This window comes from Streptosporangium sp. H16 (assembly GCF_051918855.1).
GTDB lineage: Bacteria > Actinomycetota > Actinomycetes > Streptosporangiales > Streptosporangiaceae > Streptosporangium.
Genome location: NZ_JBPXMD010000004.1, coordinates 277,648 through 298,729 on the forward strand (window position 1 = coordinate 277,648; position 21,082 = coordinate 298,729).

Annotated in this window: 21 protein-coding genes; 9 read left to right on the forward strand and 12 right to left on the reverse strand. The window is 72.2% G+C overall.

Features of this window, described 5'->3' with window-relative positions; all coding sequences use genetic code 11:
• The first annotated feature begins 532 nt into the window (after positions 1-532).
• From lnt to ACTOQ2_RS09330, 3 genes are all read left to right on the forward strand, one after another.
• The gene (gene lnt / locus ACTOQ2_RS09320) at positions 533-2,410 is read left to right on the forward strand and encodes an apolipoprotein N-acyltransferase (RefSeq protein WP_440099254.1); all 1,878 of its coding nucleotides are present in this window, start codon (positions 533-535) and stop codon (positions 2,408-2,410) included.
• Complete coding sequence (locus tag ACTOQ2_RS09325; RefSeq protein WP_440099255.1) at positions 2,410-3,165, forward strand: polyprenol monophosphomannose synthase; 756 nt, start codon at positions 2,410-2,412, stop codon at positions 3,163-3,165. Before lnt ends, ACTOQ2_RS09325 begins: the two co-directional genes overlap by 1 nt.
• A 231-nt stretch (positions 3,166-3,396) precedes the next feature.
• Positions 3,397-3,963, forward strand: coding sequence for an FxsA family protein (locus tag ACTOQ2_RS09330; RefSeq protein WP_440099256.1), 567 nt, complete (start codon positions 3,397-3,399; stop codon positions 3,961-3,963).
• Here ACTOQ2_RS09330 and ACTOQ2_RS09335 read toward each other — a convergent pair.
• On the reverse strand, positions 3,950-4,393 hold the full coding sequence (locus ACTOQ2_RS09335; protein ID WP_440099257.1) for an SRPBCC family protein: 444 nt from the start codon (positions 4,391-4,393) through the stop codon (positions 3,950-3,952). The genes ACTOQ2_RS09330 and ACTOQ2_RS09335 overlap by 14 nt on opposite strands.
• A 218-nt stretch (positions 4,394-4,611) precedes the next feature.
• On the opposite strand from ACTOQ2_RS09335, the gene ACTOQ2_RS09340 reads away from it, so the two are divergent.
• Positions 4,612-5,103, forward strand: a complete 492-nt coding sequence (locus ACTOQ2_RS09340) for a GNAT family N-acetyltransferase (RefSeq protein ID WP_440099258.1) — start codon at positions 4,612-4,614, stop codon at positions 5,101-5,103.
• Between the two features lie 142 nt (positions 5,104-5,245).
• Here ACTOQ2_RS09340 and ACTOQ2_RS09345 read toward each other — a convergent pair whose 3' ends face one another.
• Together ACTOQ2_RS09345 and ACTOQ2_RS09350 are read right to left on the reverse strand one after the other, a co-directional pair.
• Positions 5,246-5,818, reverse strand: a complete 573-nt coding sequence (locus ACTOQ2_RS09345; protein ID WP_440099259.1) for a snapalysin family zinc-dependent metalloprotease — start codon at positions 5,816-5,818, stop codon at positions 5,246-5,248.
• Positions 5,819-5,882: 64 nt separating this feature from the next.
• Positions 5,883-7,001 carry a S1 family peptidase gene (locus ACTOQ2_RS09350; protein WP_440099260.1) on the reverse strand — a complete coding sequence of 373 codons (1,119 nt, stop codon included), beginning with the start codon at positions 6,999-7,001 and terminating at the stop codon, positions 5,883-5,885.
• A gap of 525 nt (positions 7,002-7,526) precedes the next feature.
• Here ACTOQ2_RS09350 and ACTOQ2_RS09355 point away from each other — a divergent pair.
• Complete coding sequence (locus ACTOQ2_RS09355; RefSeq protein ID WP_440066234.1) at positions 7,527-7,709, forward strand: hypothetical protein; 183 nt, start codon at positions 7,527-7,529, stop codon at positions 7,707-7,709.
• A 127-nt stretch (positions 7,710-7,836) separates the two neighbouring features.
• On the opposite strand, the gene ACTOQ2_RS09360 is transcribed toward ACTOQ2_RS09355, so the two are convergent.
• Positions 7,837-9,105 carry a phosphotransferase gene (locus ACTOQ2_RS09360; RefSeq protein WP_440099261.1) on the reverse strand — a complete coding sequence of 423 codons (1,269 nt, stop codon included), beginning with the start codon at positions 9,103-9,105 and terminating at the stop codon, positions 7,837-7,839.
• Between the two features lie 109 nt (positions 9,106-9,214).
• Positions 9,215-10,087 (reverse strand): MHYT domain-containing protein, encoded by an 873-nt coding sequence (locus tag ACTOQ2_RS09365; RefSeq protein WP_440099262.1) that lies wholly within the window; start codon positions 10,085-10,087, stop codon positions 9,215-9,217.
• Positions 10,088-10,336: 249 nt separating this feature from the next.
• On the opposite strand from ACTOQ2_RS09365, the gene ACTOQ2_RS09370 reads away from it, so the two are divergent.
• Positions 10,337-10,597, forward strand: coding sequence for a hypothetical protein (locus ACTOQ2_RS09370; RefSeq protein WP_440066237.1), 261 nt, complete (start codon positions 10,337-10,339; stop codon positions 10,595-10,597).
• Positions 10,598-10,813: 216 nt separating this feature from the next.
• On the forward strand, positions 10,814-12,016 hold the full coding sequence (locus ACTOQ2_RS09375) for a PP2C family protein-serine/threonine phosphatase (protein ID WP_440099263.1): 1,203 nt from the start codon (positions 10,814-10,816) through the stop codon (positions 12,014-12,016).
• Positions 12,017-12,074: 58 nt separating this feature from the next.
• Here the strand turns inward: ACTOQ2_RS09375 and ACTOQ2_RS09380 are convergent, their stop codons facing one another.
• The 4 genes from ACTOQ2_RS09380 to ACTOQ2_RS09395 form a co-directional block, all read right to left on the reverse strand.
• Positions 12,075-12,899, reverse strand: a complete 825-nt coding sequence (locus ACTOQ2_RS09380; RefSeq protein WP_440099264.1) for an isocitrate lyase/PEP mutase family protein — start codon at positions 12,897-12,899, stop codon at positions 12,075-12,077.
• Between the two features lie 245 nt (positions 12,900-13,144).
• A complete protein-coding gene (locus ACTOQ2_RS09385) occupies positions 13,145-13,489 on the reverse strand; it encodes an RNA polymerase-binding protein RbpA (RefSeq protein ID WP_089205581.1) in 345 nt (114 codons plus the stop codon).
• Between the two features lie 148 nt (positions 13,490-13,637).
• Positions 13,638-14,993, reverse strand: a complete 1,356-nt coding sequence (locus tag ACTOQ2_RS09390; RefSeq protein ID WP_440099265.1) for an MFS transporter — start codon at positions 14,991-14,993, stop codon at positions 13,638-13,640.
• A gap of 92 nt (positions 14,994-15,085) precedes the next feature.
• Positions 15,086-15,883: a glycerophosphodiester phosphodiesterase gene (locus tag ACTOQ2_RS09395; RefSeq protein WP_440099266.1), complete on the reverse strand. Its 798-nt coding sequence runs from the start codon at positions 15,881-15,883 to the stop codon at positions 15,086-15,088.
• A gap of 241 nt (positions 15,884-16,124) precedes the next feature.
• Here ACTOQ2_RS09395 and qcrB point away from each other — a divergent pair, with 241 nt between their 5' ends.
• Positions 16,125-17,831: a cytochrome bc1 complex cytochrome b subunit gene (gene qcrB, locus ACTOQ2_RS09400; protein ID WP_440099267.1), complete on the forward strand. Its 1,707-nt coding sequence runs from the start codon at positions 16,125-16,127 to the stop codon at positions 17,829-17,831.
• Positions 17,832-17,853: 22 nt separating this feature from the next.
• Here qcrB and ACTOQ2_RS09405 read toward each other — a convergent pair whose 3' ends face one another.
• The 3 genes from ACTOQ2_RS09405 to ACTOQ2_RS09415 form a co-directional block, all read right to left on the reverse strand.
• Positions 17,854-18,411: a TrmH family RNA methyltransferase gene (locus ACTOQ2_RS09405; RefSeq protein ID WP_440099268.1), complete on the reverse strand. Its 558-nt coding sequence runs from the start codon at positions 18,409-18,411 to the stop codon at positions 17,854-17,856.
• Between the two features lie 163 nt (positions 18,412-18,574).
• Positions 18,575-19,186: a class I SAM-dependent methyltransferase gene (locus ACTOQ2_RS09410; protein ID WP_362686291.1), complete on the reverse strand. Its 612-nt coding sequence runs from the start codon at positions 19,184-19,186 to the stop codon at positions 18,575-18,577.
• Between the two features lie 72 nt (positions 19,187-19,258).
• Positions 19,259-20,122 (reverse strand): LysR family transcriptional regulator, encoded by an 864-nt coding sequence (locus ACTOQ2_RS09415; RefSeq protein WP_440099269.1) that lies wholly within the window; start codon positions 20,120-20,122, stop codon positions 19,259-19,261.
• A 93-nt stretch (positions 20,123-20,215) separates the two neighbouring features.
• Here ACTOQ2_RS09415 and ACTOQ2_RS09420 point away from each other — a divergent pair, with 93 nt between their 5' ends.
• Positions 20,216-20,953 (forward strand): SDR family oxidoreductase, encoded by a 738-nt coding sequence (locus ACTOQ2_RS09420; protein ID WP_440099270.1) that lies wholly within the window; start codon positions 20,216-20,218, stop codon positions 20,951-20,953.
• The last annotated feature ends 129 nt before the right edge of the window (positions 20,954-21,082 follow it).

The following is a 21,082-nucleotide window of genomic DNA, read 5'->3' on the forward strand; positions in this document are numbered from 1 at the left end:
CACGGTTGACATCTGCGCTGGGCTCGGTAGTTTGCTGCCCAGTCCAGCACGGGACTGGCCGGTCGGCCGCCTTTCGACATCGCCGTCTCCTGCGCCCGTGACGGGGGATCACCCCGTCCGTACAGCCAGGCGCAGGGCCGGCAGTCCGTCGAGGCGGGGCACTCCTTCCGGGCGGGGGGTTGGACCCAGGAGGGGTCCGGGCACCCAGTAGACAACGGCAATCCGCGCTCGCCGCCGACGGGACGGAACCGGTCCGAAGGGTCGCCCGGGCCCTCTTCCCGCTCCCGTGCGAGCGCCGCAAGCGTCGGGGCGGCCCGGGGTGTCGAAAGGACACCCCGGGCCGCCCCGTTGCCGCGTCTGGGGCCGTTTATAGCAGTTTTTGTCGGATTTATCGTGCTTTAGTGTTGTTTCTGATTGATATGATGCAGGGCTTTTGGGGGCGCGCCCGCCGGGCGGTAGCGTTCCGGCTAGGAAGACCGGCTGGGAAGACCAGGCGCCACCCGACCGCACGACATCGCAAGGAGCCCCGCCCGTGGTGCAGGACAAGACGGCCGTCCCGGTACCGGACAGGCCCTCGGCGGGCGATCCCGCGAACGGTTCGGCGGCCGATCCTGTGAACGTCTCCCCGGGCGATCCCGCGGACGGCTCGGAGGCCGGCCCCGCGCGGGTTCCGGTGGCCGGCCCGGTGAGCGGTCCGGCGGGCGGTCTCGCGGGCCGTTCGGCGGCCGGGGCCGCGGACGGCCCGCCCGGCGCGGAGGACCCGTCCCCCCTCTCGCGCCTGGCGCTGCCCGCCCGCGTCGCGGGCGCGGTGGCCGGCGGCCTGCTGATGTTCCTCGCCTTCCCGCCGCTCGGGCTGTGGCTCCTCGCGCCGCCCGGCATGACCCTGGCGGTCCTGGCGGTCCGCGGCACCCGTCCGCGCCGGGGCGCGTGGCTCGGGCTCCTGGCCGGGTCCGCCCTGCTGCTGCCCGGCCTGCACTGGGTGAGCCCGATCGGCGTCGACGCCTGGCTGGGCCTGGTCGCGATGGAGAGCGTCTTCTACGCCGCCTGGGGGGCGGGGGCCGCCCTGGTGGCCCGGTTGCCCCTGTGGCCGTTGTGGAGCGCCGCGCTCTGGGTGGCGGCCGAGTGGGCGCGGGGACGGTTCCCCTTCGGCGGATTCCCCTGGGCGCGGGTGGCCTTCAGCCAGGGGGAGTCGGTCTTCACCCCGTACGCCGCGCTGGGCGGGGCGCCGCTGGTGAGCTTCGCGGTGGCCCTGTGCGGCGGCCTGCTCGCCCTGGCGGCGGTGCGCTCGTTGCCCGCCCTCCGCCCGATCGCGTCCTCCCGCCCGATCGCGTCCTCGGGCCCGCCCGCCTCTCCCGGCCCCCGCCCCGACCGGGGCGCGCGCCGGGGACGGGCGCTGGCCCTGCCGCTGGCGCTGCCGCTCGCCGGGGCGCTCGCCGTGCCGGCCGGGGCCCTCGCCGTTCCCCGGTACGGCGACGAGGGCAGGAGCGTGACCGTCGGGGTCATCCAGGGCAACGTCCCCGGCCGGGGCATGCACCCGCTGGGCGACGAGCCCGCCGTGGTCCTCGGCAACCACACCCGGATGCTCCACCAGATGGCGCGGGACGTCAGGGAGGGCAGGACACCCCGCCCCGACCTGGTCGTGCTCCCGGAGAACTCCACCGACATCGACCCGCTGAGCAACGAGTTCGCCCGGAACGAGATCGACGCGGCGGTCAAGGACGTCGGGGTGCCCGTCCTGGTCGGCGCCGTGGTCAGGATCGGCGAGAGCAACCGGGCGACCCGCAGCATCGTCTGGGACCCGGTCACCGGTCCCGGCGCCTACTACGACAAGCAGCAGCTGGTCCCCTTCGGGGAGTTCACCCCGCTCAAGGGTCTCATGCTGGCCCTGTTCGAGCGGGCCTCCCTGGTCGGCAGGCAGTCGGTGGCGGGCACCCGCGACGGCGATCTCAGGCTGGGCCCGGTGACCGTCGGGGCGATCAACTGCTACGAGGTGGCCTTCGACGGCATCGTGGGCGACACCGCCAGGACGGGTGCCACGCCGCTGGTGGTGCAGACCAACAACGCCACCTACGCCCTGACCAACCTGCCGCCCCAGCAGCTCGCCATGTCCCAGCTGCGGGCCGTGGAGCACAATCGAGCGGTGATCACTTCCGCGATCACCGGCATATCGGCGTATGTGACCCCGAGCGGTTCGATCGCCTGGCGGACCGGTGAGCTGGTGCCGGCCATGAACGTGCTGACCGTTCCGGTCAGGACCGCGCAGACCATCGCCACCCGGGTGGGCGCGCTGCCCGAATGGGCGCTGATACTTGTGGGTGCGGGTGCGGTGGCCGCCGCCTGGCGGCGCAGGAGGCCCCGCGTGGGGCACTCCGTGAACCGGGAGGATGATCAGCAGGTGGGAGACGCGTGATGGAGCGGATGCTTGGTCGGGTGCTCGTCATCGTCCCGACGTACAACGAGCGGGAGAACCTGCCGCTGATCACCCGGCGGCTGCGCGAGGCCGTGCCCGAGGCCCACCTCCTGATCGCGGACGACGACAGCCCCGACGGCACGGGAGCGATCGCCGACAAGCTGGCGGCCGACGACGACCACGTCCACGTGCTGCACCGGCCGGCCAAGCAGGGGCTGGGCGCCGCCTACATCGCGGGCTTCCGCTGGGGCCTGGGGGAGGGCTTCGGCGTCCTCGTGGAGATAGACGCCGACGGCTCCCACCAGCCGGAGGAACTGCCCAAGCTGCTGAACGCGCTGGCCAAGGGGGCCGACCTGGCGATCGGGTCCCGCTGGGTGCCCGGCGGCAAGGTCGTCAACTGGCCGGCCTCGCGGGAGTTCCTGTCGCGCGGCGCCAACATCTACACCCGGCTCGTGCTCGGCCTCCCGGTCAGGGACGCCACCGCGGGCTTCCGCGCCTACCGCGCCTCGGCCCTGGAGAGGATCAGCCTGGACGACGTCGAGTCGCGGGGCTACTGCTTCCAGGTGGACCTGACCCTGCGTACGGCCGTCTGCGGGATGCGCGTCAAGGAGGTGCCCATCACCTTCGTGGAGCGCACCGTCGGGGCCAGCAAGATGAGCCGCGGCATCGTGGTCGAGGCCCTGTGGCGGATCACGGTGTGGGGCGTCACCGGCCTGCCCGCCCGCCTGCGCCGCCGCCGCGATCGCCGTCGCTGACCTCGCGGCTCCGCGGCTCCGGGGTCTCGCGTCCACCCGGAGGGCCCGGACGGCCCGGCCGCGGCTCCGCGGTCCCGCGGCCGGGGCGCTCCCGCGAGGCCGCCGGACCCCCCGGGGGGCGCGATCCTGAGAGTCCGCTGAGGACGCTGTCCACGCTGAGCGAAAGCGGAACGCGCCGCCGCTCCTGGACGTTGTTCATGTCGTACGGCTGTCGCACGAGTTGAGGCGAAAATGCGCATTCTGCTGTTCCTGACCTTCCTCGTGGTGCCGGTCCTCGAGATATGGGTGCTCATCCAGGTCGGTCAGGTCATCGGCGGGTGGCCGACGGTGGCCGTCCTGCTCGCCGACAGCCTGCTCGGCGCCTGGATCGTGCGCCGCGAGGGCCGCCGGGCCTGGCGCAATCTCCAGGGCGCGCTGCAGAGCGGCCGGATGCCCGACCGCGAGCTCGCCGACGGCGGGCTGATCCTCGTGGGCGGCACGCTGCTGCTCACCCCGGGGTTCCTCACCGACATCCTCGGTTTCCTGTGCCTGCTGCCGTTCACCCGGCCGATGGTCCGCAGGCTCGGGTCCTGGTTCTTCGCCCGCCGGGTCCGCACCCTCGTCGCCAGGAACGCGGCGGGCGCCGGGCTCGGCTCGCCGTTCGGCGGCCCGGGCTCGCCCTTCGACGTGCTGCGCGACGCGGGGAGGCCCCCGGGGTCGGGGCCGGTCGTCCACGGCGAGGTCGTCCGCGACGAGCCGGGTGGCGCGGGGGCGCCGGGTGGCGCCGGAGACTCCGGCCGGGGTCTCACCGATCGCTGAGCGCGGCCAGGCGTCGTAGCGAGAACCGGAACAGGGCCGCGTTCAGCGGCTTGATCACCTGCCAGCCGAGCCGCCCGGCCGCGCCGAACGGCACGTCGAGCTCCTCCTCCCAGACGATCGTGCTGCCGCCGCCCTCGCGGGGCAGCACGCGGAAGACCCCGGTGCCGCGCACCGGCCATCCGGTGTGCCGGACCCCCACGCTCCTCGGCGGGTCCCACTCGGTGATCTCCATGGTGTCGAGGAACCCGGCCGGCCCCAGCCCGGTGAAGGCCTCCAGCCGGCTCCCGACGCTGTGGCCGTTCCCGGCGGTGACGCGCGCCCGGGTCAGGACCATCCACTCGTCGTGTCTCGGCCAGTTGGTGAGCACGGCGAACACCCGTTCCGGCGGGGTGTGCGCGTCCACCGAGACGCTGATGCGGGAACCGGTCATGCCCGGATCCTTCCCCCGCGACCGGTGGCCGACCCTCGGGCGTCGCCGTGTCCGTGAGATCCTGCCGTGGACGTTGACAGAAAAATCCTATTTTTCTACCTTTTAGGTCGAAATTTTGCGTGACTCGGAATCGTGAGGGCGTGACGGCGCGACACGCGCCGCGGCGAGCCCGGGGCGGTCCGCGGCCGCGAGAACGGGAAGAGGGGGCGGTTTCGCACATGACCGCGTTCGCGCAGGGAACCGGCCTGGTCGAGGTCAGGCCGGTCGGCTGGGACGACGCGGCGGCCGTGGCGCTCCGGTGGGCCATGACGGAGGAGATGGACGCCCGCTACGCCGACCTGCTCGCCGTCGTCGGCCTCGTGCCCAGCGGCATGAACGTCGAGCCGGAGACCGTCGCCTACACCGGGGTCGCCTACGCGGCGGAGGGCGTCGCGGTCGGCCACGTGGCGCTGCGCCGGCTCGGTGACGACGTGGAGCTCAAGCGGATGTTCGTGACCCCGTCCCACCGTGGCACCCGCGTGGCGCGGGCCCTGCTGGCCGCCGCCGAGGACGCGGCCCGCGCGCTGGGCGCGCCCCGGGTCGTCCTGCAGACCGGTCCCCGCCAGCCGGACGCGGTGCGGATGTACGGGCGGGAGGGATACACCCCCATCCCCGTCTTCCCTCCCTACGACCGGCTCCCCGGCTCCCTCTGCTTCGAGAAGCTCCTCTGAGGCGGGCTTCGCACGCTGCGGGCGGGGCGTTCCCGCGGATCTCCCGGTCGCCGGGAGCCGGGCCCCCGCCGGTCCCCGGACACGGGTTCGCCGGCCCGGCCGAGGGGACGGCCGGACCGGCGAGGTGCTCGCGGGCGTCCGTCTAGGACGGGGACGCCGCGTGCTCGGGACTGTCGACGTAGATCTGACCGAAGTCGATCGCCGGGGTGAATCCGGCGAAGTTGCGCTGGACCTCGGCCCTCTCCGCCGCGTTCGGGTTCGGGTTGGTGCAGCTCGTGCCCGCGCTCGCGCCGGACATCAGGTCCGTGCACCGGCCGGTACGCCGGTCGGGCAGGCCCAGGATGTGGCCGATCTCGTGGGCGGCGATGCGCAGCGGGTTGTGGCCCTGCGCGGTCGCCTGCCGTCCCATCCACACCGTTCCGCGCCCCAGGCTGGTGGGCTGCGCACGGGGCCAGCCGTTGTCGGCGAGCACCACGAAGTCCGCGGGGCTGCCGGCCACCAGTCGTACGTTCGAGACGCTGGAGTTCCAGATCTGGGCCGCCTGGTCGACGACGGACCGGAACTCCGCGGCCCTGCTCGCGTCGTATCTGAGCACGCGAACCGTCGCGGTGCGGGCGTCCGCCGCGTGGGCGGGCGCCGCCTGGGCGGGGGTGACCGTCACCAGGAAGGCCAGCCCCAGGATGAGGGCGACGCCGAAGCGAATGATCCTTGACATTTCTCGCCGGCCTCCTCGGCCATCGGGGGGTTGCTCACGGGGAGCAGCTGGTGAGGAGGCGAGATCAGCCGGTGACGAGTGTCAGCCCGTACGCCGAGAGGATCTCGTTGACCGGCTGGTGGTAGGTCGTGCCGCCGATGCTGCAGTTGCCGGAGCCGCCTGAGGTGACACCCTGGGCCTGGCTGCCGGAGATGAACGAGCCGCCGGAGTCGCCGGGCTGGGCGCACGCGCTGGTGCGGGTCAGGCCGCTCACCGTGCCCTGCGAGTACCTCACGCTGGCGTTGTGCTGCTGGATGACGCCGCAGCGCCAGCCGGTGGTGGAGCCGGAGCGGCAGATCGAGGCGCCGACCGAGGCCTGGGTGGAGCCGCGCACGGTGACGTTGGCGCCGCCGGAGCCGCGGACGTAGGGGGTCATGGTGTGGCCGGGGGTGGAGACCCAGGCGTAGTCGTTGCCGGGGAACGACGAGCCGTAGAAAGTGCCGGAGGGGCTGCTGGTGGTGGCTCCCGCCCTGCCGCAGTGGCCGGCGGTCACGAAGCCGGGGGCGCTGCCCCGGCGCGCGGAGAAGCCGATGCTGCAGCGGCTGCTGCCGATGTAGTAGGCGTTGCCGCCGATGATGTTGATGAAGGCCTGGGGCTGCTCGGTGGAGGGCACCACCTTCACGACGCCCTTGTCGGCGCCGGCGGCGGCGGCGAGGGCCTCGCCCGCGGCCTGGCTGCCGGCGAGGATCACGACGCTGTTGGTCGTGACGTCGACGTACCAGAGGGACGCGCCGGCCTTCGCCTCCGCCGACGCCCCGTCGAGCTTGGCCTTGACGGCCTCGAGGTTGGCGAGGGAACGGCCGACGATCACGGGCTGCGCGCCCTTGGCCCTGATGGCGCCCGCGTCGGCGGCGTCGGTGGTCGCCACGGAGAGCTGGGAGGCGTCGCCGTTGAGCCAGGCGCCGGCGTACTCGGCGCCGAGCTCCTGGGTCAGGGCGGCCTCGGAGGCGGCCGCGCGGTGCTCGTTGGCCAGGCGCTGGACGGCCTGCTCGGCGGTGAGGCCGAGGTCGCGCTGGAGGGCCTCGATCATCGTTGCGGGAGGCTGGGCAGGGGGGGCGGATGCTGCGACGGCGGGCGCCACGGTGGCGACCAGGTACAGGGCCACGGTAGCGGCGCCGGTCAGGAGGGTACCTCGACGTAACATGAACACTCCTTGTGAGGGGTGATGTCAAGGTATGGGGGAGAGGCCCGCGGAGGGATCTCCCAAAGAATCCCTATCGCGATGTTATGGGGACCTTGATGGCTTTCTGGGGCGATGACCGGCGAGGGCACGGCGACCTGTGCGAGGACCGCGGACGCCTGCCTCCCGGAGGCGGTGATGTGACCGAAACGGTCGAGGAATATGGCCGAAACGGCGGGTGGGTGATCGACGATCGCGTGGTTTTCCCCCTCGCGCGGCCGGGGGGAACTCTGGAAGACTGGTCGCCGCGCCTTCGGCGCACGGGTGCCGAATTTTGACAGCGATCAAACGGAGCAGCGTCGATGACTTGTTCTGGACATCCAGAACTCGCGAGGATGGGTCGCTGCGCCGCACGTGCGCCCGCCCGCGGGGAAGGCGCCCTCGCGGGATCCGTTCCGTGTCTTCCCCGGACGCGCCCCGCGCGGACCGTCGTCCCGGCCCCCCACCGTCCGGCCGTCGCGGTCCGGATGTCACAGAAGGACACGTGTCATGACTGACGAAGCCGCCGCCGAAGACGGGAGCGAGGAGACGGCGACGCTGCCGCGCCGCGTCGACGCGCTCCGGTGCCCGCACACCGAGCCCGGCGAGCGCCGCTGCGTCCTGCCGCCCGGCCACGAGCTGGACCACGTCTACCCGCACAAGAAGGCTCCCGCGCTGTGCGCGGGTGAGTGACGGGCCGCCCGCCCACCGGCCGCTCCCGCTCCCGCTCCCGGTCCCGGTCCCGGTCCCGTGGACGAGGAAAGGCCCGTGAATGCGGGAGAGGGGCGAGGAAAGGCCCGTGGACGCGGGGGAGATCCCCTCAGAGGACGCCGGCCACCTCGGCGGCGGCCACGGCCGCGCGGACGGTCTGCGCCGGGTCACCCTCGTGGTAGCGCCGCTCGCTGGGTTCGATGTTGTCGAGGAACTCCTGGTAGCGGAGGGCGTACGCGAGATGCTGCAGCGGTTCCGCCAGGATCAGCGCGCGGGCCGGGTCGCAGCCGGGGACGCTCGCCGCCCACGTCTCGCACCAGGCGTCCGCAGCCGCCTCCCAGCGGTCGGCGGACAGGAAGTCGCGGGGTCGCAGCCCGTCGAGGGCGGGGTGGCCGTAGTGGCTGTCGGCGAAGTCCAGCACGACGGTGCCGCGCGGCCCCGACACCCAGTTGCCCGGATGGAAGTCGCCGTGCACCAGCGTGCACGGCAGGCCGCAGGACTCCAGCGCGGCGACCAGCGACGGCAGGCGGCCGGCCAGCCGGCGGGCCAGACGCAGCTCCCCGGCGTCCAGGTCGCCGGCCGCCTCCCCGTCGAGCAGCCCGCCCACCCCCTCGGCCAGGGCCGAGGGGGTGCGGTCGGGCAGCCCGCCGGGCCGGCCGGCGCCCCCGCGCCCGGCGAGGGCCGCCTGTGCCCTCGCCAGCCGGCTCACCGCCTCGGCGACGATCTCCCGAGGTGCCCCGTGACAGTCGCCGCCGGGCACGTGCTCCAGGAGCACCCGCCGGTTCGGGGTGTCGGCCGCCACGACGGCGGGCACCAGGCCGGGGTCCTCCGCCGCGAGCATCCCGATCGCGCGGGCCTCGTCGGCGGCGAAACCAGGAGTGATCTTCAGCCAGACCGGCCCCGAGCTCGTGGGGATACGGAACAGCCCCGCCAGGTTCCACGTCTTCACCTGACGCGCGGGCCCCTCGGCGGGCCTGCCCGCCTCGCGCAGCGCGGCCCGGGCCCAGCCCAGCGCCTCGCGTACCCCCGAGGCCTTCGCCCACTCCGCCCGGTGCGCCACGGGGGCCGTCAGGTCCGCGGGCGGCCTCCCCGCCGCGTCCGGGGCGCCGGGCCCGAAGGGGGCCGGACCGGCCGTGGGGCGGCCGAGGGCCTCGACGTGGTAGGTCGTGTGGCCCTCGCGGGGGCCGCGGCCCCGATCCTCGGCGTCGACCAGGCGCAGCACCACCACGGGCGTGCCGAGCACCTCCTCCAGGTGGGCCACGACCGATCCGACCTCGGCCCACCAGGGGTCGGCCACCGGGAACGGCCCGACCGTTCCCAGCCACTCGTCGCCGGCCGTCACGAGGGCACTCACCGTGCGGCCCGATGCTTCGCTCACGCGGGCAGTGTGCCGCCGGGGAGGCCGCCGACGCCACGGGTTTTCGCCGGGCCCCCTGTCCAGCCGGGCCCCTGTCCAAGAGGGTGCCCGGTGTCCAAAGGGTGCCCGGTCAGTGCCCGGGGCCGTGGTCGTCGAACAGGGAGGGCTCGCGCCGCCGGTTCGGCCGCGCGTGGGGTTCCATCGGCCCGGCGGGCTGGCGGTTGTCGCCCGCGCGGTCGCGCCGCAGCTGCGACCGGAGCTCCGCGTCCTCGCGCAGCTCCTGCTCGGAGGGGGACAGGAAGATGGCCAGGAGCAGTCCGAGGGTGAGCAGGCTTATCCCGACGAGCAGGGGCAGCATGAAGTCCATCCCCTGTGCCCCGCTCGCCGGCGCGGCGTCGTCGTGCGCACCGACGCCGACGGCGAACATGCCGGTGTAGTGCATTCCATTCACTGCGAGCCCCATCAGCAGGGCGGCGCCGGTGGTGGCGAGCGCCCCGCGTACGCGCAGGCTGAACCAGAGCGCCACCGTCGCCGCGACCACGGCGATGAGCACCGACAACCCGACCAGGAGGGGGTCGTAGCTCACGGGCGAGGACATGTTCATGGCCGCCATGCCCAGGTAGTGCATCCCGGCCACGCCCAGGCCGGTGAGCAGCCCGCCGCCGACGAGCGCGCCGGTGCTGTTCTCCCTGCGCGAGACCAGGAAAAGGCCGGCGCCGACGACGACGACCGCGAGCAGCGCGGACGCGACGGTCAGCGGTACGTCGTAGCGGATCGACGCGCCCTGCACGTCGAAGCCCATCATCGCGATGAAGTGCATCACCCAGATGCCGGTCCCGCCGATGGACAGGGCCGCGCCGCCGAGCCAGAGCGCGCGCGAGCCGTCCTCCGCCCCGCGTGCCCGCGCGGCGAGCAGCAGCCCCAGCAGGCAGCCGATGCTCGACATGATGTACGAGGCCGCCGGCGTGACGAACCCGTAGGCGAAATGGTCGATGGCAGGCATGGCGGACTCCTGGCGGACGGGAGAGTGTTGGAACGTGCCAAAGGGAGGTCGGGTCTGACGGCGTGCGGGATCGGTCGTGGGGTGGCCCGGACCGCGATTGGTTGACCGACCAATCACTGCGAGGGGTGCTCACCATACAGTTCCGTGGTTCCGAATGGCCATAATGGGGTGATTAAGAATGTCTAAAACGATCACTCGGTGACTGTTCCGCTCACGTGAAGTGAACATTCCAGGAGAGGAGGAGGGCCGATGATCAGGCTCACCGGTCAAGGACGGAAGACGCCGCCGCCCCCGGTATGGCCGGAGGACCGCTACGAGGTCGTCTGCGAGCGTGACGAGCCGCACGGGAGCACCCGCGACCGCTACCACTTCCCCCGGCACGCGGTGCACTCGGCTCGCGACCTGGAGACGGCCGGGCTCGCCAGGAGGGTGCGCGTGGTCAGGCTGTCCGACGGAGTGGTGATCTACGACCGTGTCGACGGCGTAGACCTGCCCGCCGACGAATGGTGATCCACCGGCTCCCCGGAGGAGGGCGGGGGGGCCGGGTCAATCCCCCGGGCGGGGGTAGAGGTTCTGGATGGACGCCGATGCGCCACCCGCGCCGGCCGCCCCGGGTGGTGCCGTGAGTGTCGAGGAGTGGTCGTGGACGGATCCATGTCATCTGCACCGCGAACGGACGGGAATCGCGGGAACGGCAGGATGAGGCCCTACGAAGGACGCGCGAGAATGCTCGCGGGACTGGCCGAGGCCAGCCACATGAGCGCGATGGAGGATCTACCGGCCATCGCCGAGGAGCACGCCGCCCACGCCGGGCTGTACGACGTGCTGATCTACCTGGCCGACCTGCAGCAGGACGTGCTGCGCCCGCTGACCGGCCTTGGCGCCGGTGAGGAGACGGAGCGGGAGAAGGGCGAGCTGCGGATCGACGGGACGCTGGCCGGCCGGGCCTTCCAGGAGGTGCGCGTCCTTTCCAGGCCACCCATGGAAGACGAACCGGGCCGTTGGTGGGTGCCGCTGCTCGACGGCACCGAACGCCTCGGGATACTGCGCGTCAGCCTCCGGCCGAGGACGGACGGGAAACGGGCCCAGGAGGACATGAGGCATCTCGCGTCCATGATCGCGCTGCTGCTGGTGAGCAAGCACTCCCAGAGCGACTCCTACGCCCGGCTGGTGCGGACCCGGCCGATGAACGTCGCCGCCGAGATGCAGTGGAACCTGCTGCCGCCGCTCACCTTCGCCACCGAGAAGGTGGTGATCGGCGCCGCGCTCGAACCGGCCTACGAACTCGGTGGCGACGCCTTCGACTACGCGCTGGCCGGCGATTCCGTCCACCTGGCCATCTTCGACGCGATGGGCCATGACGCGTCCGCGGGGCTGACCGCGAACCTCGCGGTGGCCGCCTGCCGCAACCGCCGCCGCCAGGGCGCCGACCTCATCGAGGTCAGCGAGGGGATCGAGGAGGTGCTGATCGAGGAGTTCGGCCTGGGCAACCGCTTCGCCACGGGGATCCTGGCCGACCTGGACATGCGTACCGGCGTGTTCACCTGGGTCAACCGTGGGCACCACCCCCCGGTGGTGATCAGGAGGGGGCGCTGGGTCGCCACCCTGCAGTGCCCGCCCGCTCACCCGATGGGTCTCGGCCTGGGGCTGGCCGTGACCCCGTGCAGGGAGCAGCTGGAGCCCGGCGACCGCGTGCTCCTCTACACCGACGGCATGACCGAGGCCCGTAACCGGCTGGGGCAGGAGTTCGGCCTGGAGCGCTTCGTCGACTTCATCATCCGCCGCAATGCCGACGGCCTTCCCGTACCGGAGACCCTGCGCCGCCTGGTCCGCAGCGTGCTGGAGTATCACGACGGGAGGCTGCAGGACGACGCGACCGTCCTGCTGGTGGAGTGGCGGGGCGGCGCCCAGGGGAAACTGCGCCTCTGAGCCGGGCGCCGCAAAGCCCGTGCCGCCTGTGCCGGACGCGGGGCCCGGGGCGCCGGGGTCAGGGCGCGGACAACCCCGGAGAGTAGGGGCTCTCGCCGTCCCGGATCGCCGCGAGCATCCGGGCCGCGTACGCCCGTACGGCCTCGTGCAGGCCGTGACCGAAACTCACGCGGGCCACCCCGAGGTCCGCCAGCTCGCCGAGCGACGGCGTGCCGGGGCGGAACAGGATGTTGATCGGCCCGCCGATGCCCTCGACCAGTGCGCGGACGGCCCCCGCCTCGGCCGCGAAGATCGGATAGACGCAGTCGGCGCCCGCCTCCAGGTAGCGGCGGCCCCGCCGCACCGATTCGGTCAGCCTCTCCTCGGCGCTCCCCGTACCGTGGAGGTAGGTGTCGACCCGGGCGTTGATCACCAGGTCCACGCCCGCGGCGGTCGCGGCGGCCCTGACGGCGCCGAGGAGGGCGGCCTGCTCGTCGACGTCGGCCATCGCCCCGGTGCGGGGGTCGGAGTCCTCCAGGTTGCAGCCGGACGCCCCCGCGGCGACCAGCCGCTCGACCAGCTCCGCGGGCTCCAGCCCGTAGCCGCGCTCCATGTCGGCGGTGACGGGCAGGCCGACCGAGCGGCTGATCCTGGCGATCGCGGCCAGCATCTCCCCGACGGGCGTCTCCTCGCCGTCGTCGTACCCGAGCACCGGGGCGATCGCGGCGCTGCCGGTGGCGATCACCGGGAAGCCCGCCGCCTCGACGGCGCGGGCCGACGCGGCGTCCCAGACGTTGGGCACCACCAGCGGACGGCCGGGTACGTGCAGCGCCCGCAGCGCCGAGGCCTTCCCGCGGGCCTTCGATGCGGTGCCGCCGGTGTCCTCGCTGGTAGAAGTGGTCATGGGAGCGACCCTAGGGGGAGAGCGGACCGATCTTAAGAGCCAATTCCGCGCCAATCGATTGGGCCACTTCCCCTCCGGCCCGCCGCCGGGGAGGAGCCGGACGCCCTTCTCCCCTCGGGCCCGCCGCCGGGGGAGGAGCCGGACGCCCTTCCACGGCCGGGACGGCCCTCCGGGAGCGGGGAAACGCGGACCCCCGGCCCTGGTGGGGGCCGGGGGTCCGCGACTCTCCGAACTCTCCGAATCGGTCAGGCGCTCTTGCGGCGCTGGGCGCGTAGAATCGCCAGGCGCTCGTTGAGCACCTCCTCCAGGTCCTCGATCGTGCGGCGCTCCAGCAGCATGTCCCAGTGCGTCCGTGGGGGCTTGGCCTTCTTTGCCTCCGGCAGCTCGCCGTCCACCCGGAGGGCGGTCGCGCCGCACATGCGGCACTCCCAGGTCGCCGGGATCTCGGCTTCAGCGGCAAGCGGAACGTCGAATCGATGACCCTTCGGGCAGGTGTAGGACACCTCCTGGCGCGGGGCCAGATCGGTGTTGCGGTCGTTCTCGTAGCTGGTCGCCCCGAGTCTGGTGCCGCGTAGCGCACGCTCGCCCATGTCTGAATGCCTCCTGAGGGCCCCGTCGTGAGGGGTTCGTCTCCCACGGCGTACAACGCTTGATACCGTGTGTGGATTCCCACAGACAGGGTGATCCAATCGCACGTTCTTGACCCGGTCTGCGAAGGGCCCTCTTTTCCGGGGTTTCTCAGATGCGTTCCGGCACCTGGTTTCCGGCCGCCCTGATGGCCTTGGGCAGGTCGATGAGGGCGAGCAGCACGAAACCGAGCACGAAGAAGATCACCAAAGAGATGATGCCCAGGCGATAGCTGTCGGTCAGCTGGAGCGCCAGGCCGAGGGTGAACGAGCCGAGGAACGTCGAGCCCTTGTCGCTGATCTCGTACAGGCTGTAGTACTCCGCCTCCTTGCCCTTCGGGATCACGTGGGAGAACAGCGACCGCGACAGGGCCTGGGTCCCGCCCATCACGATCGCGATGGCGAACGCCAGCGCGAAGAAGGGCAGGTCCGCGCCCCTGGGCAGGAAGTAGGCCACGGCCACCACGGCGATCCAGGCGATCAGCGCGACCATCACCACCCGCTTGGCCCCGTACGAGGCGGCGAGCCGTCCGAGCAGCAGGGCGCCGAAGAAGGCCACGAACTGCACCATCAGGATCGCCTGGATCCGCGTGTCCTGATCCAGTCCGAGCTCCTTGTCGGCGTAGGTGGCCGAGAAGGAGATGACGGTCTGCACGCCGTCGTTGTAGATCAGGTAGGCGACCAGGAAGCCCAGGGTCAGCGGGTAGCGCCGCAGCTCCCTGATCGTGCGGCCCAGCTGGCGGAAGCTGCCCGTCACGGCCTGGGCGGCCGTCTCGGCGCCGGGAGCGAGCGCCCGCCGGTTGCGCAGCCGCAGCAGCGGGATGATCGTGAACCCGCCCCACCACAGGCCTGCGGACGACAGGGCGATGCGCACGGCGTCACCCTCGGCGATGCCGAAGGACTCGTGGTAGAGGAAGAGCACTAGATGGAGGGCGAGCAGCAGGCCGCCGCCGAGGTAGCCGAAACCCCATCCCCTGGCGGAGACCTTGTCACGCTCGTCCGCCGTGGCGATCTCCGGCAGGAACGAGTTGTAGATCACGAACGCGGCGGCGAAGGCGACGCTGGACACCAGGAACAGCGCGCCGCCCAGCAGGTAGCGCCCGTCGGCGACGAACCAGAAGCAGACGGTCGCACCGGCGCCGAGGTAGGCGAACAGGCCGAGAAGCTCCTTCTTGCGGCCGGTGTGGTCGGCCAGCGCGCCCACGACGGGCATCAGGATGATCTGCAGGACGGCCGCGAAGCCCACCACGAAGGAGTAGTAGGCGCTGGGCCGCACGTCGAACCCGATCACGTCCACGTACGGGCGTCCCTGGGCGGCGGTCTCCGCGATCGTCGTCAGGTACGGGCCGAGGAAGACCGTCAGGATGGTGGTCGGGAAGGCGGAGTTCGCCCAGTCGTAGAAGTACCAGCCGCGTTGCTCGCGGCGCCGGGACTGGGGGGAGTCCTCGACGGCCTGTTCGGAGGTCATGAGCGGTCCTCGGTCTGTCGGGGGGGGCGGGGGGAAATCGGGGAATCGAGGGAGGAGCGGGGAACGGGCGGGGGGACTCGTGCCCGCGCGGCCTACGCGGCGAGGCGACCTGGATACCACTGGCCGCGGGCCTCCAGCACGTCGCGCAGCCCCGAGATGTTGTCGGTCATCAGGCCGTCCACCCCGAGGTCGAGCAGGCGTTCCATCACCCCGGTGTGGTTGACGGTCCACACGTGGATCTGCATGCCGAGCGCGTGGGCCGTGCGGATCAGGGCGGGCGTGGTGATCCGCAGGCCGCGGAAGCCCACCGGCACCTGCGCGCACGGCACCCCGGCGCGGGCCAGGCGGGCGAGCAGGCGGCCGTACCCGGAGGTGGTGGCGGCGGCGCGCAGGGTCGCCACGCCGCGCGGGCCCAGCGAGGAGCACACCTCGCGGCCGATCGCGGCGCGGGCCCTGGCGAGCCGCTCCTCGGAGAAGGAGGTGAGGCAGATCCGGTCGTGGGAGGCGGTCCTGCCGATCGCCCTGGCGAGCGGCGCGATGGCCGCCGACTCCTTGACGTCGATGTTGAAGCGCACCTCGGGCCACGAACCCAGCAGGTCCTCCATCAGCGGGATCTCGTCGACGCCGCCGATCCGCGCCTCGCGCACCAGCCGGTACGGCAGTTCGGCGATCCGGCCCCGGCGGTCGGTTACCCGGTCCAGGGTGTGGTCGTGGAAGGCCAGCAGCACCCCGTCGGCGGTGGCGTGCGCGTCGGTCTCCAGATAGGTGTAACCGAGTCCGACGGCCCGCTCGAAGGCGGGGAAGGTGTTCTCCCTGCCCTCGGCGGCTCCACCCCGGTGGGCGAAGGGCAGGGGGCCGGGATGGTCGAGGAAGGGATAACGGCGTTGCACGTGCAGGAGTATGCCCCCTGCGAGCTGGACGCGTCATCGCGGGCGGGTGAACGTTTGGATCACAAGGCGCCGAACGGGACGCGGCCGGACCCCGGGCAGGACTTTGCCTTCGCCTGCCCATCGCCGTGGATGATGGGAAATACCTGGTTATCCACGGCCGACCTCGCTGTTTCGCCTGATCGCCGGTTTTTCCGGGGCGCGGCGGCGCCGAGGCGGAGGTCCGTGAGAACGGAGGCCGCGCATGAGCAAGGGAAGCACGTCCGGACGCCTGGCGAGCGTGAGCGGTTTCGCCGACGACCGCCTCGGCACGGCGGGATTCCTCAAGCGGAACATGCGGAAGATCTTCCCCGACCACTGGACCTTCCTGCTGGGGGAGATCGCCCTCTACTCGTTCGTCATCCTGCTGCTGACCGGCACGTTCCTGACGTTCTTCTTCAAGCCCGTCATGGAGGAGGTCGTATACAACGGCTCCTACTCGCCGCTCAAGGGCATCGCGATGTCCGAGGCGTACGCCTCGACACTGGAGATCAGCTTCGACGTGCGCGGCGGCCTGCTGATGCGGCAGATGCACCACTGGGCCGCCCTGCTGTTCATCGGCGGCATGATGATCCACATGCTCCGGATCTTCTTCAACGGGGCGTACCGCAAGCCGCGCGAGCTGAACTGGCTGATCGGCGTCGCCCTGCTGGCACTCTCCCTGTTCGAGGGCCTGACCGGCTACTCGCTGGCCGACGACCTCCTCTCCGGCGCCGGGTTGCGGATCACCGCAGGCGTGGCGCAGTCACTGCCGTTGGTCGGCACCTGGCTCACCTTCTTTCTCACCGGCGGCGAGTATCCCGGTGACGAGATCATCCCGCGGTTCTACTCGATCCACATCCTGCTCCTGCCGGGCATCCTGCTGGCGCTCATCACCGCCCACCTGATCCTGACGTGGGTGCTGAAGCACACGCAGATGCCGGGCAAGGGCCGCACCAACGACAACGTGGTGGGCGCGCCGACCTACCCCTCCTTCATGGCCAAGTCGGGCGCCTACTTCATGTTCACCTTCGGCGTCATCGCGCTGCTGGGCACCTTCGCCCAGATCAACCCCGTCTGGCTGTACGGCCCCTACACGCCGTCCGACATCTCGGCGGGCTCCCAGCCCGACTTCTACCTGGCGTTCCTGGACGGCTCGCTGCGCCTGATGCCCTCCTGGGAGATCAACTTCCTGGGCTTCACGCTGCCGATGAGTGTGATCATCCCGGCGCTGCTCCCGCTGGGGATCATCCTGCTGGGCCTGGTCCTGTACCCGTTCGCCGAGCAGTGGGTCACCGGGGACCGCCGCGAGCACAACCTCGTGGACCGCCCCCGCAACAACCCGCACCGCACCGCGATCGGCATGTCGGCGGTCACGTTCTACGGCGTCCTGTGGCTGATGGCCGCCACCGACGTGATCGCCGCGAACTCCCGCCTCTCGATAAACGAGATCATCTACACCGGCAGGGTCCTGGTCTTCCTCGGTCCGGCCGTGGCGTACTACGTCACCTACCGGATCTGCCTGGGCCTGCAGCGCCGCGACGCCGAGGCTCTCGGGCACGGCGTGGAGACCGGTGTGATCAAGCGCCGGCCCACGGGGGAGTACATCGAGGTCCACGTCCCGCCCATGGAGTCCATCGAGGCCCAGGTGCGGGGCAAGGAGCCGGTCCCGATCCTCGCGGGGACGGCCGAGGACGGCGACGGGGAAGGTGTCCCGGCGCACAACGGGAAGCATCACCCGCTCCGCAGGCTTCGCGCCATGATGAGCAGGGCGTACGGCGGCGAGAAGGTCCCGCTCGACGGCGACCGGGACCACGACGGCCACGGTGAGCACGACGGGCGTGACCGTGCCGGGCGCGGCGAGCACGACGGGCGTGACCGTGCCGGGCGCGCGGCCGTCGGGCCGGGGAAGGACGAGAACAGGTCGCCGTGACCGGCACGACGGCCGCGCGCCCTCACTCCTCGGGCGGCACCTTGCCCGACCACTCCTGGCGGCGGGCCTCGGCCACCGCGATCGCCGCCGCCACCGCGACGTTGAACGAGCCGACCCGGCCGACCTGCGGGATGTAGCAGACGCCGTCGGCGGCCTCCAGCAGCGCGGGGGAGCACCCGTGGTCCTCGCTGCCCACCACCAGGCACACGTCCCCGCCCAGCTTGACCTCGGACAGGGGCACGGCGTCCCCGGTCAGCTCCACCGCGACCACCGCGAACCCGTCCTCCTTGGCCGCCCGTACGGCCTCCAGGACGGGGACCGGCTCCTCCCAGGCCACCAGCCGGTCGGTGCCCAGCGCGGTCTTCTGCGCCTTGGGGTTGGTCGGCGGCGTGGCGTTGCCCGCCAGCCAGATCCGCTCCACGCCGAAGGCGGCGGCCGTGCGGAAGATGGAACCGATGTTGAACGGACCGGTCACCGACTCCAGGATCAGGGCCAGCCGCCCCTCGGTGTTCCTCCGCCAGGTGCGGTTGAGGCGCTTGACATCGGTCGGGCGCAGCTGCCTGCGCGGGTTCGCCGTCATCGGTCGTTCACCGTTCCTCGTCGTTCCTCGTTCGTCCCGCGTGTTTCGCGGTGATCCGCTTCTCGCCCGCCATCGTGCCGCCGGTCGTGCCCGCCCGCGCCCGCCTGCCCGCGCTCGCCCGCCCGTGCCCGTCGCGCCGGCGTGCTCGCGGGGGAGCGGGGGCTCACCGCGGCTCCGCCTCCGGGCGCGCCTCCACCCGGAGGATCCGGTACGAGGAGCGGGAGGCCACGCGCTCGGCGGGCCAGCCCCGCTCGTTCAGCCAGCGCTGCAGGGAGTCGGAGCCCAGGTGCTTCTGGACCACCAGGTGGGCGACGCCGTCCGGGGTGAGGCGCGACAGCCAGCGGGTCAGCATCTCGTGCATCGCGGCCTTGCCGATGCGGATCGCCGGGTTGGACCAGATGGCGGAGAACCGCACCTCCGGCGGGACCTCGTCGACATGCATCGACCTTACTTTGTCAAGGGAGGCGGCCCTGGCGTTTCTCGCGCACAGCTCGATCGACCTGCGGTTGACGTCCACCGCCCAGACCGTCGCCTCCGGGGCGCGCGAGGCCATCGTCAGCGCGATCGGCCCGTAGCCGCAGCCCAGGTCGAGCAGGTCGCCGCCCGGCGGCGGAGGGGGGACGCTCTCCAGCAGGATCCGGGTGCCCTGGTCGACGCGCTCGGCGGAGAACACCCCGCTGTCGGTCTCCAGTCTCAGATGGAGGTCGGGGAGCACGAGCGTGACCGAGCCGGGACGGCCCGCGGTCTCCGGACGCTCCTCGAAGTAATGTGCCACGTCGTAGAACGTTACCAACGGCCGGGACCGGCCGGTCTTGGGGAAGGACCGGGGCGGACGACCGGGAGAGGGTCACAGCCGTGTGGCCGTGCGGATCAGCCTGGCGAGGGCGGGGGAGCGGCTGTGCGCGGGCCAGGCGATGTGGGTGACGACAGGGGGTGCGTCGGTCAGGGGGACGGCGGTGTGCTCGGCCCACAGCCAGGCGCGGGCGGAGTCGGGGAAGACGGCCACGGTGCGTCCGAGGGCGATCAGCTGGGCCAGCTGCGTCTGGTCGTGGATCTCGGGGCCCGGGCCGGGCGGGTAGGTGCCGTGGCGGGACCAGCGGGCGAGCGGAAGATCGGGGATGTCGCCGACCTCGGCCAGGGACAACGTCGTGCGCGCGGCGAGGGGGTGTTCGGCGGGCAGGATGGCGATCTGCCCTTCGGTCATCAGTTCCTCGCTGTCGAACCCGGCCAGGGAGTTGAACGGCGCGTGCATGAGCGCCGCATCGGCGCGGCCATCGCGCAGCATCTCTCCCTGCTCGCACGTGCCGCTCGGTAGCACCTCGATCTCGGCGGCGCCGGGCTCGGCCGCGTAGGCGTCGAGGAGCTTCTGCAGCAGCTCGTGAGACGCGGCGGCCTTCACCGCCAGCACCAGGCGGTCGCGGGGGCCGCCCGGACCGTCGGCGCCACCGGCGCGACGGGTGCGGCGAGCGGCGGCGGTGGTCGCGTCGAGGGCCGCGCGGCCCTCGTGCAGCAGTACTTCTCCGGCGCCGGTCAGGGAGACGCCGCGGCGGTTGCGTTCCAGCAGGGAGACGCCGAGGCGCCGCTCGAGCCGCTGGATCGCCCGGGACAGCGGTGGCTGGGCCATGCCGAGGCGCTCGGCGGCGCGGCCGAAGTGCAGCTCCTCGGCGACGGCCGTGAAGTATCTCAACTCGCGGGTTTCCAGGGTGTCCACGGCCACAGCGTACCCCGGTGATACCTACCGGGTATGACAGGGCACCGTAGCGGTGTTGGATGCACCGCTCGTCCGCGAGCGAACATCGACGGCATGAGCGACACGAGAATCGCGTTGGTGACCGGCGCGAACAAGGGAATCGGGTACGAGATCGCGGCCGGGCTGGGTGCCCTCGGGTACCGCGTGGGCGTGGGAGCCCGCGACGAGGCCCGGCGCGAGACCGCCGTCGGGAAGCTGCGCGCCTCCGGGGTGGACGCGTTCGGGGTGCCGCTGGACGTGACCGGCGACCAGAGCGTCACCGACGCCGCTGAACTGGTCGAACGGCGGGCCGGGGGCCTGGACGTCCTGGTCAACAACGCCGGCGTCTCGGGGGAGGTGGGTCCCGGGTGGGTGCAGGATCCGACCACGCTCGACCTCGACGTGGTCCGCGCGGTCGTGGAGACCAACGTCATCGGTGTCATCCGGGTGACCAACGCGATGCTGCCGATGCTGCGGCGCTCGGCGTCGCCACGCATCGTCAACGTCTCCAGCGCCGTCGCCTCCCTGACCCGGCAGGCGGACCCGGACATCGAGATCGGCCCCGTCATGGCGGCCTACTCGCCGTCGAAGTCGTTTCTCAACGCCGTCACCGTGCAGTACGCCCGGCAGCTGGCCGGTACGAACATCCTGATCAACGCCGCCTGCCCAGGCCTGGTCGCGACCGACTTCACCGGCTTCCAGGGGCCCCGCACTCCCGAGCAGGGCGCGGCCACGGCGATCCGGCTCGCCACGCTGCCCGAAGGCGGCCCGAGCGGTTCGTTCTTCGAGGACGACGGCGTCATCCCCTGGTGATCCCGAACCTGTCGCGATCATGCCGTAAGCCCTGGCGTGCTCGACGCGGCCGCGGACGCCCGGGGAGTGCCGCGACTCGTGCGGGTCCCACCCGGTGCCGGTCTCGACCTGCCGGAAAGCCTCGGCGGC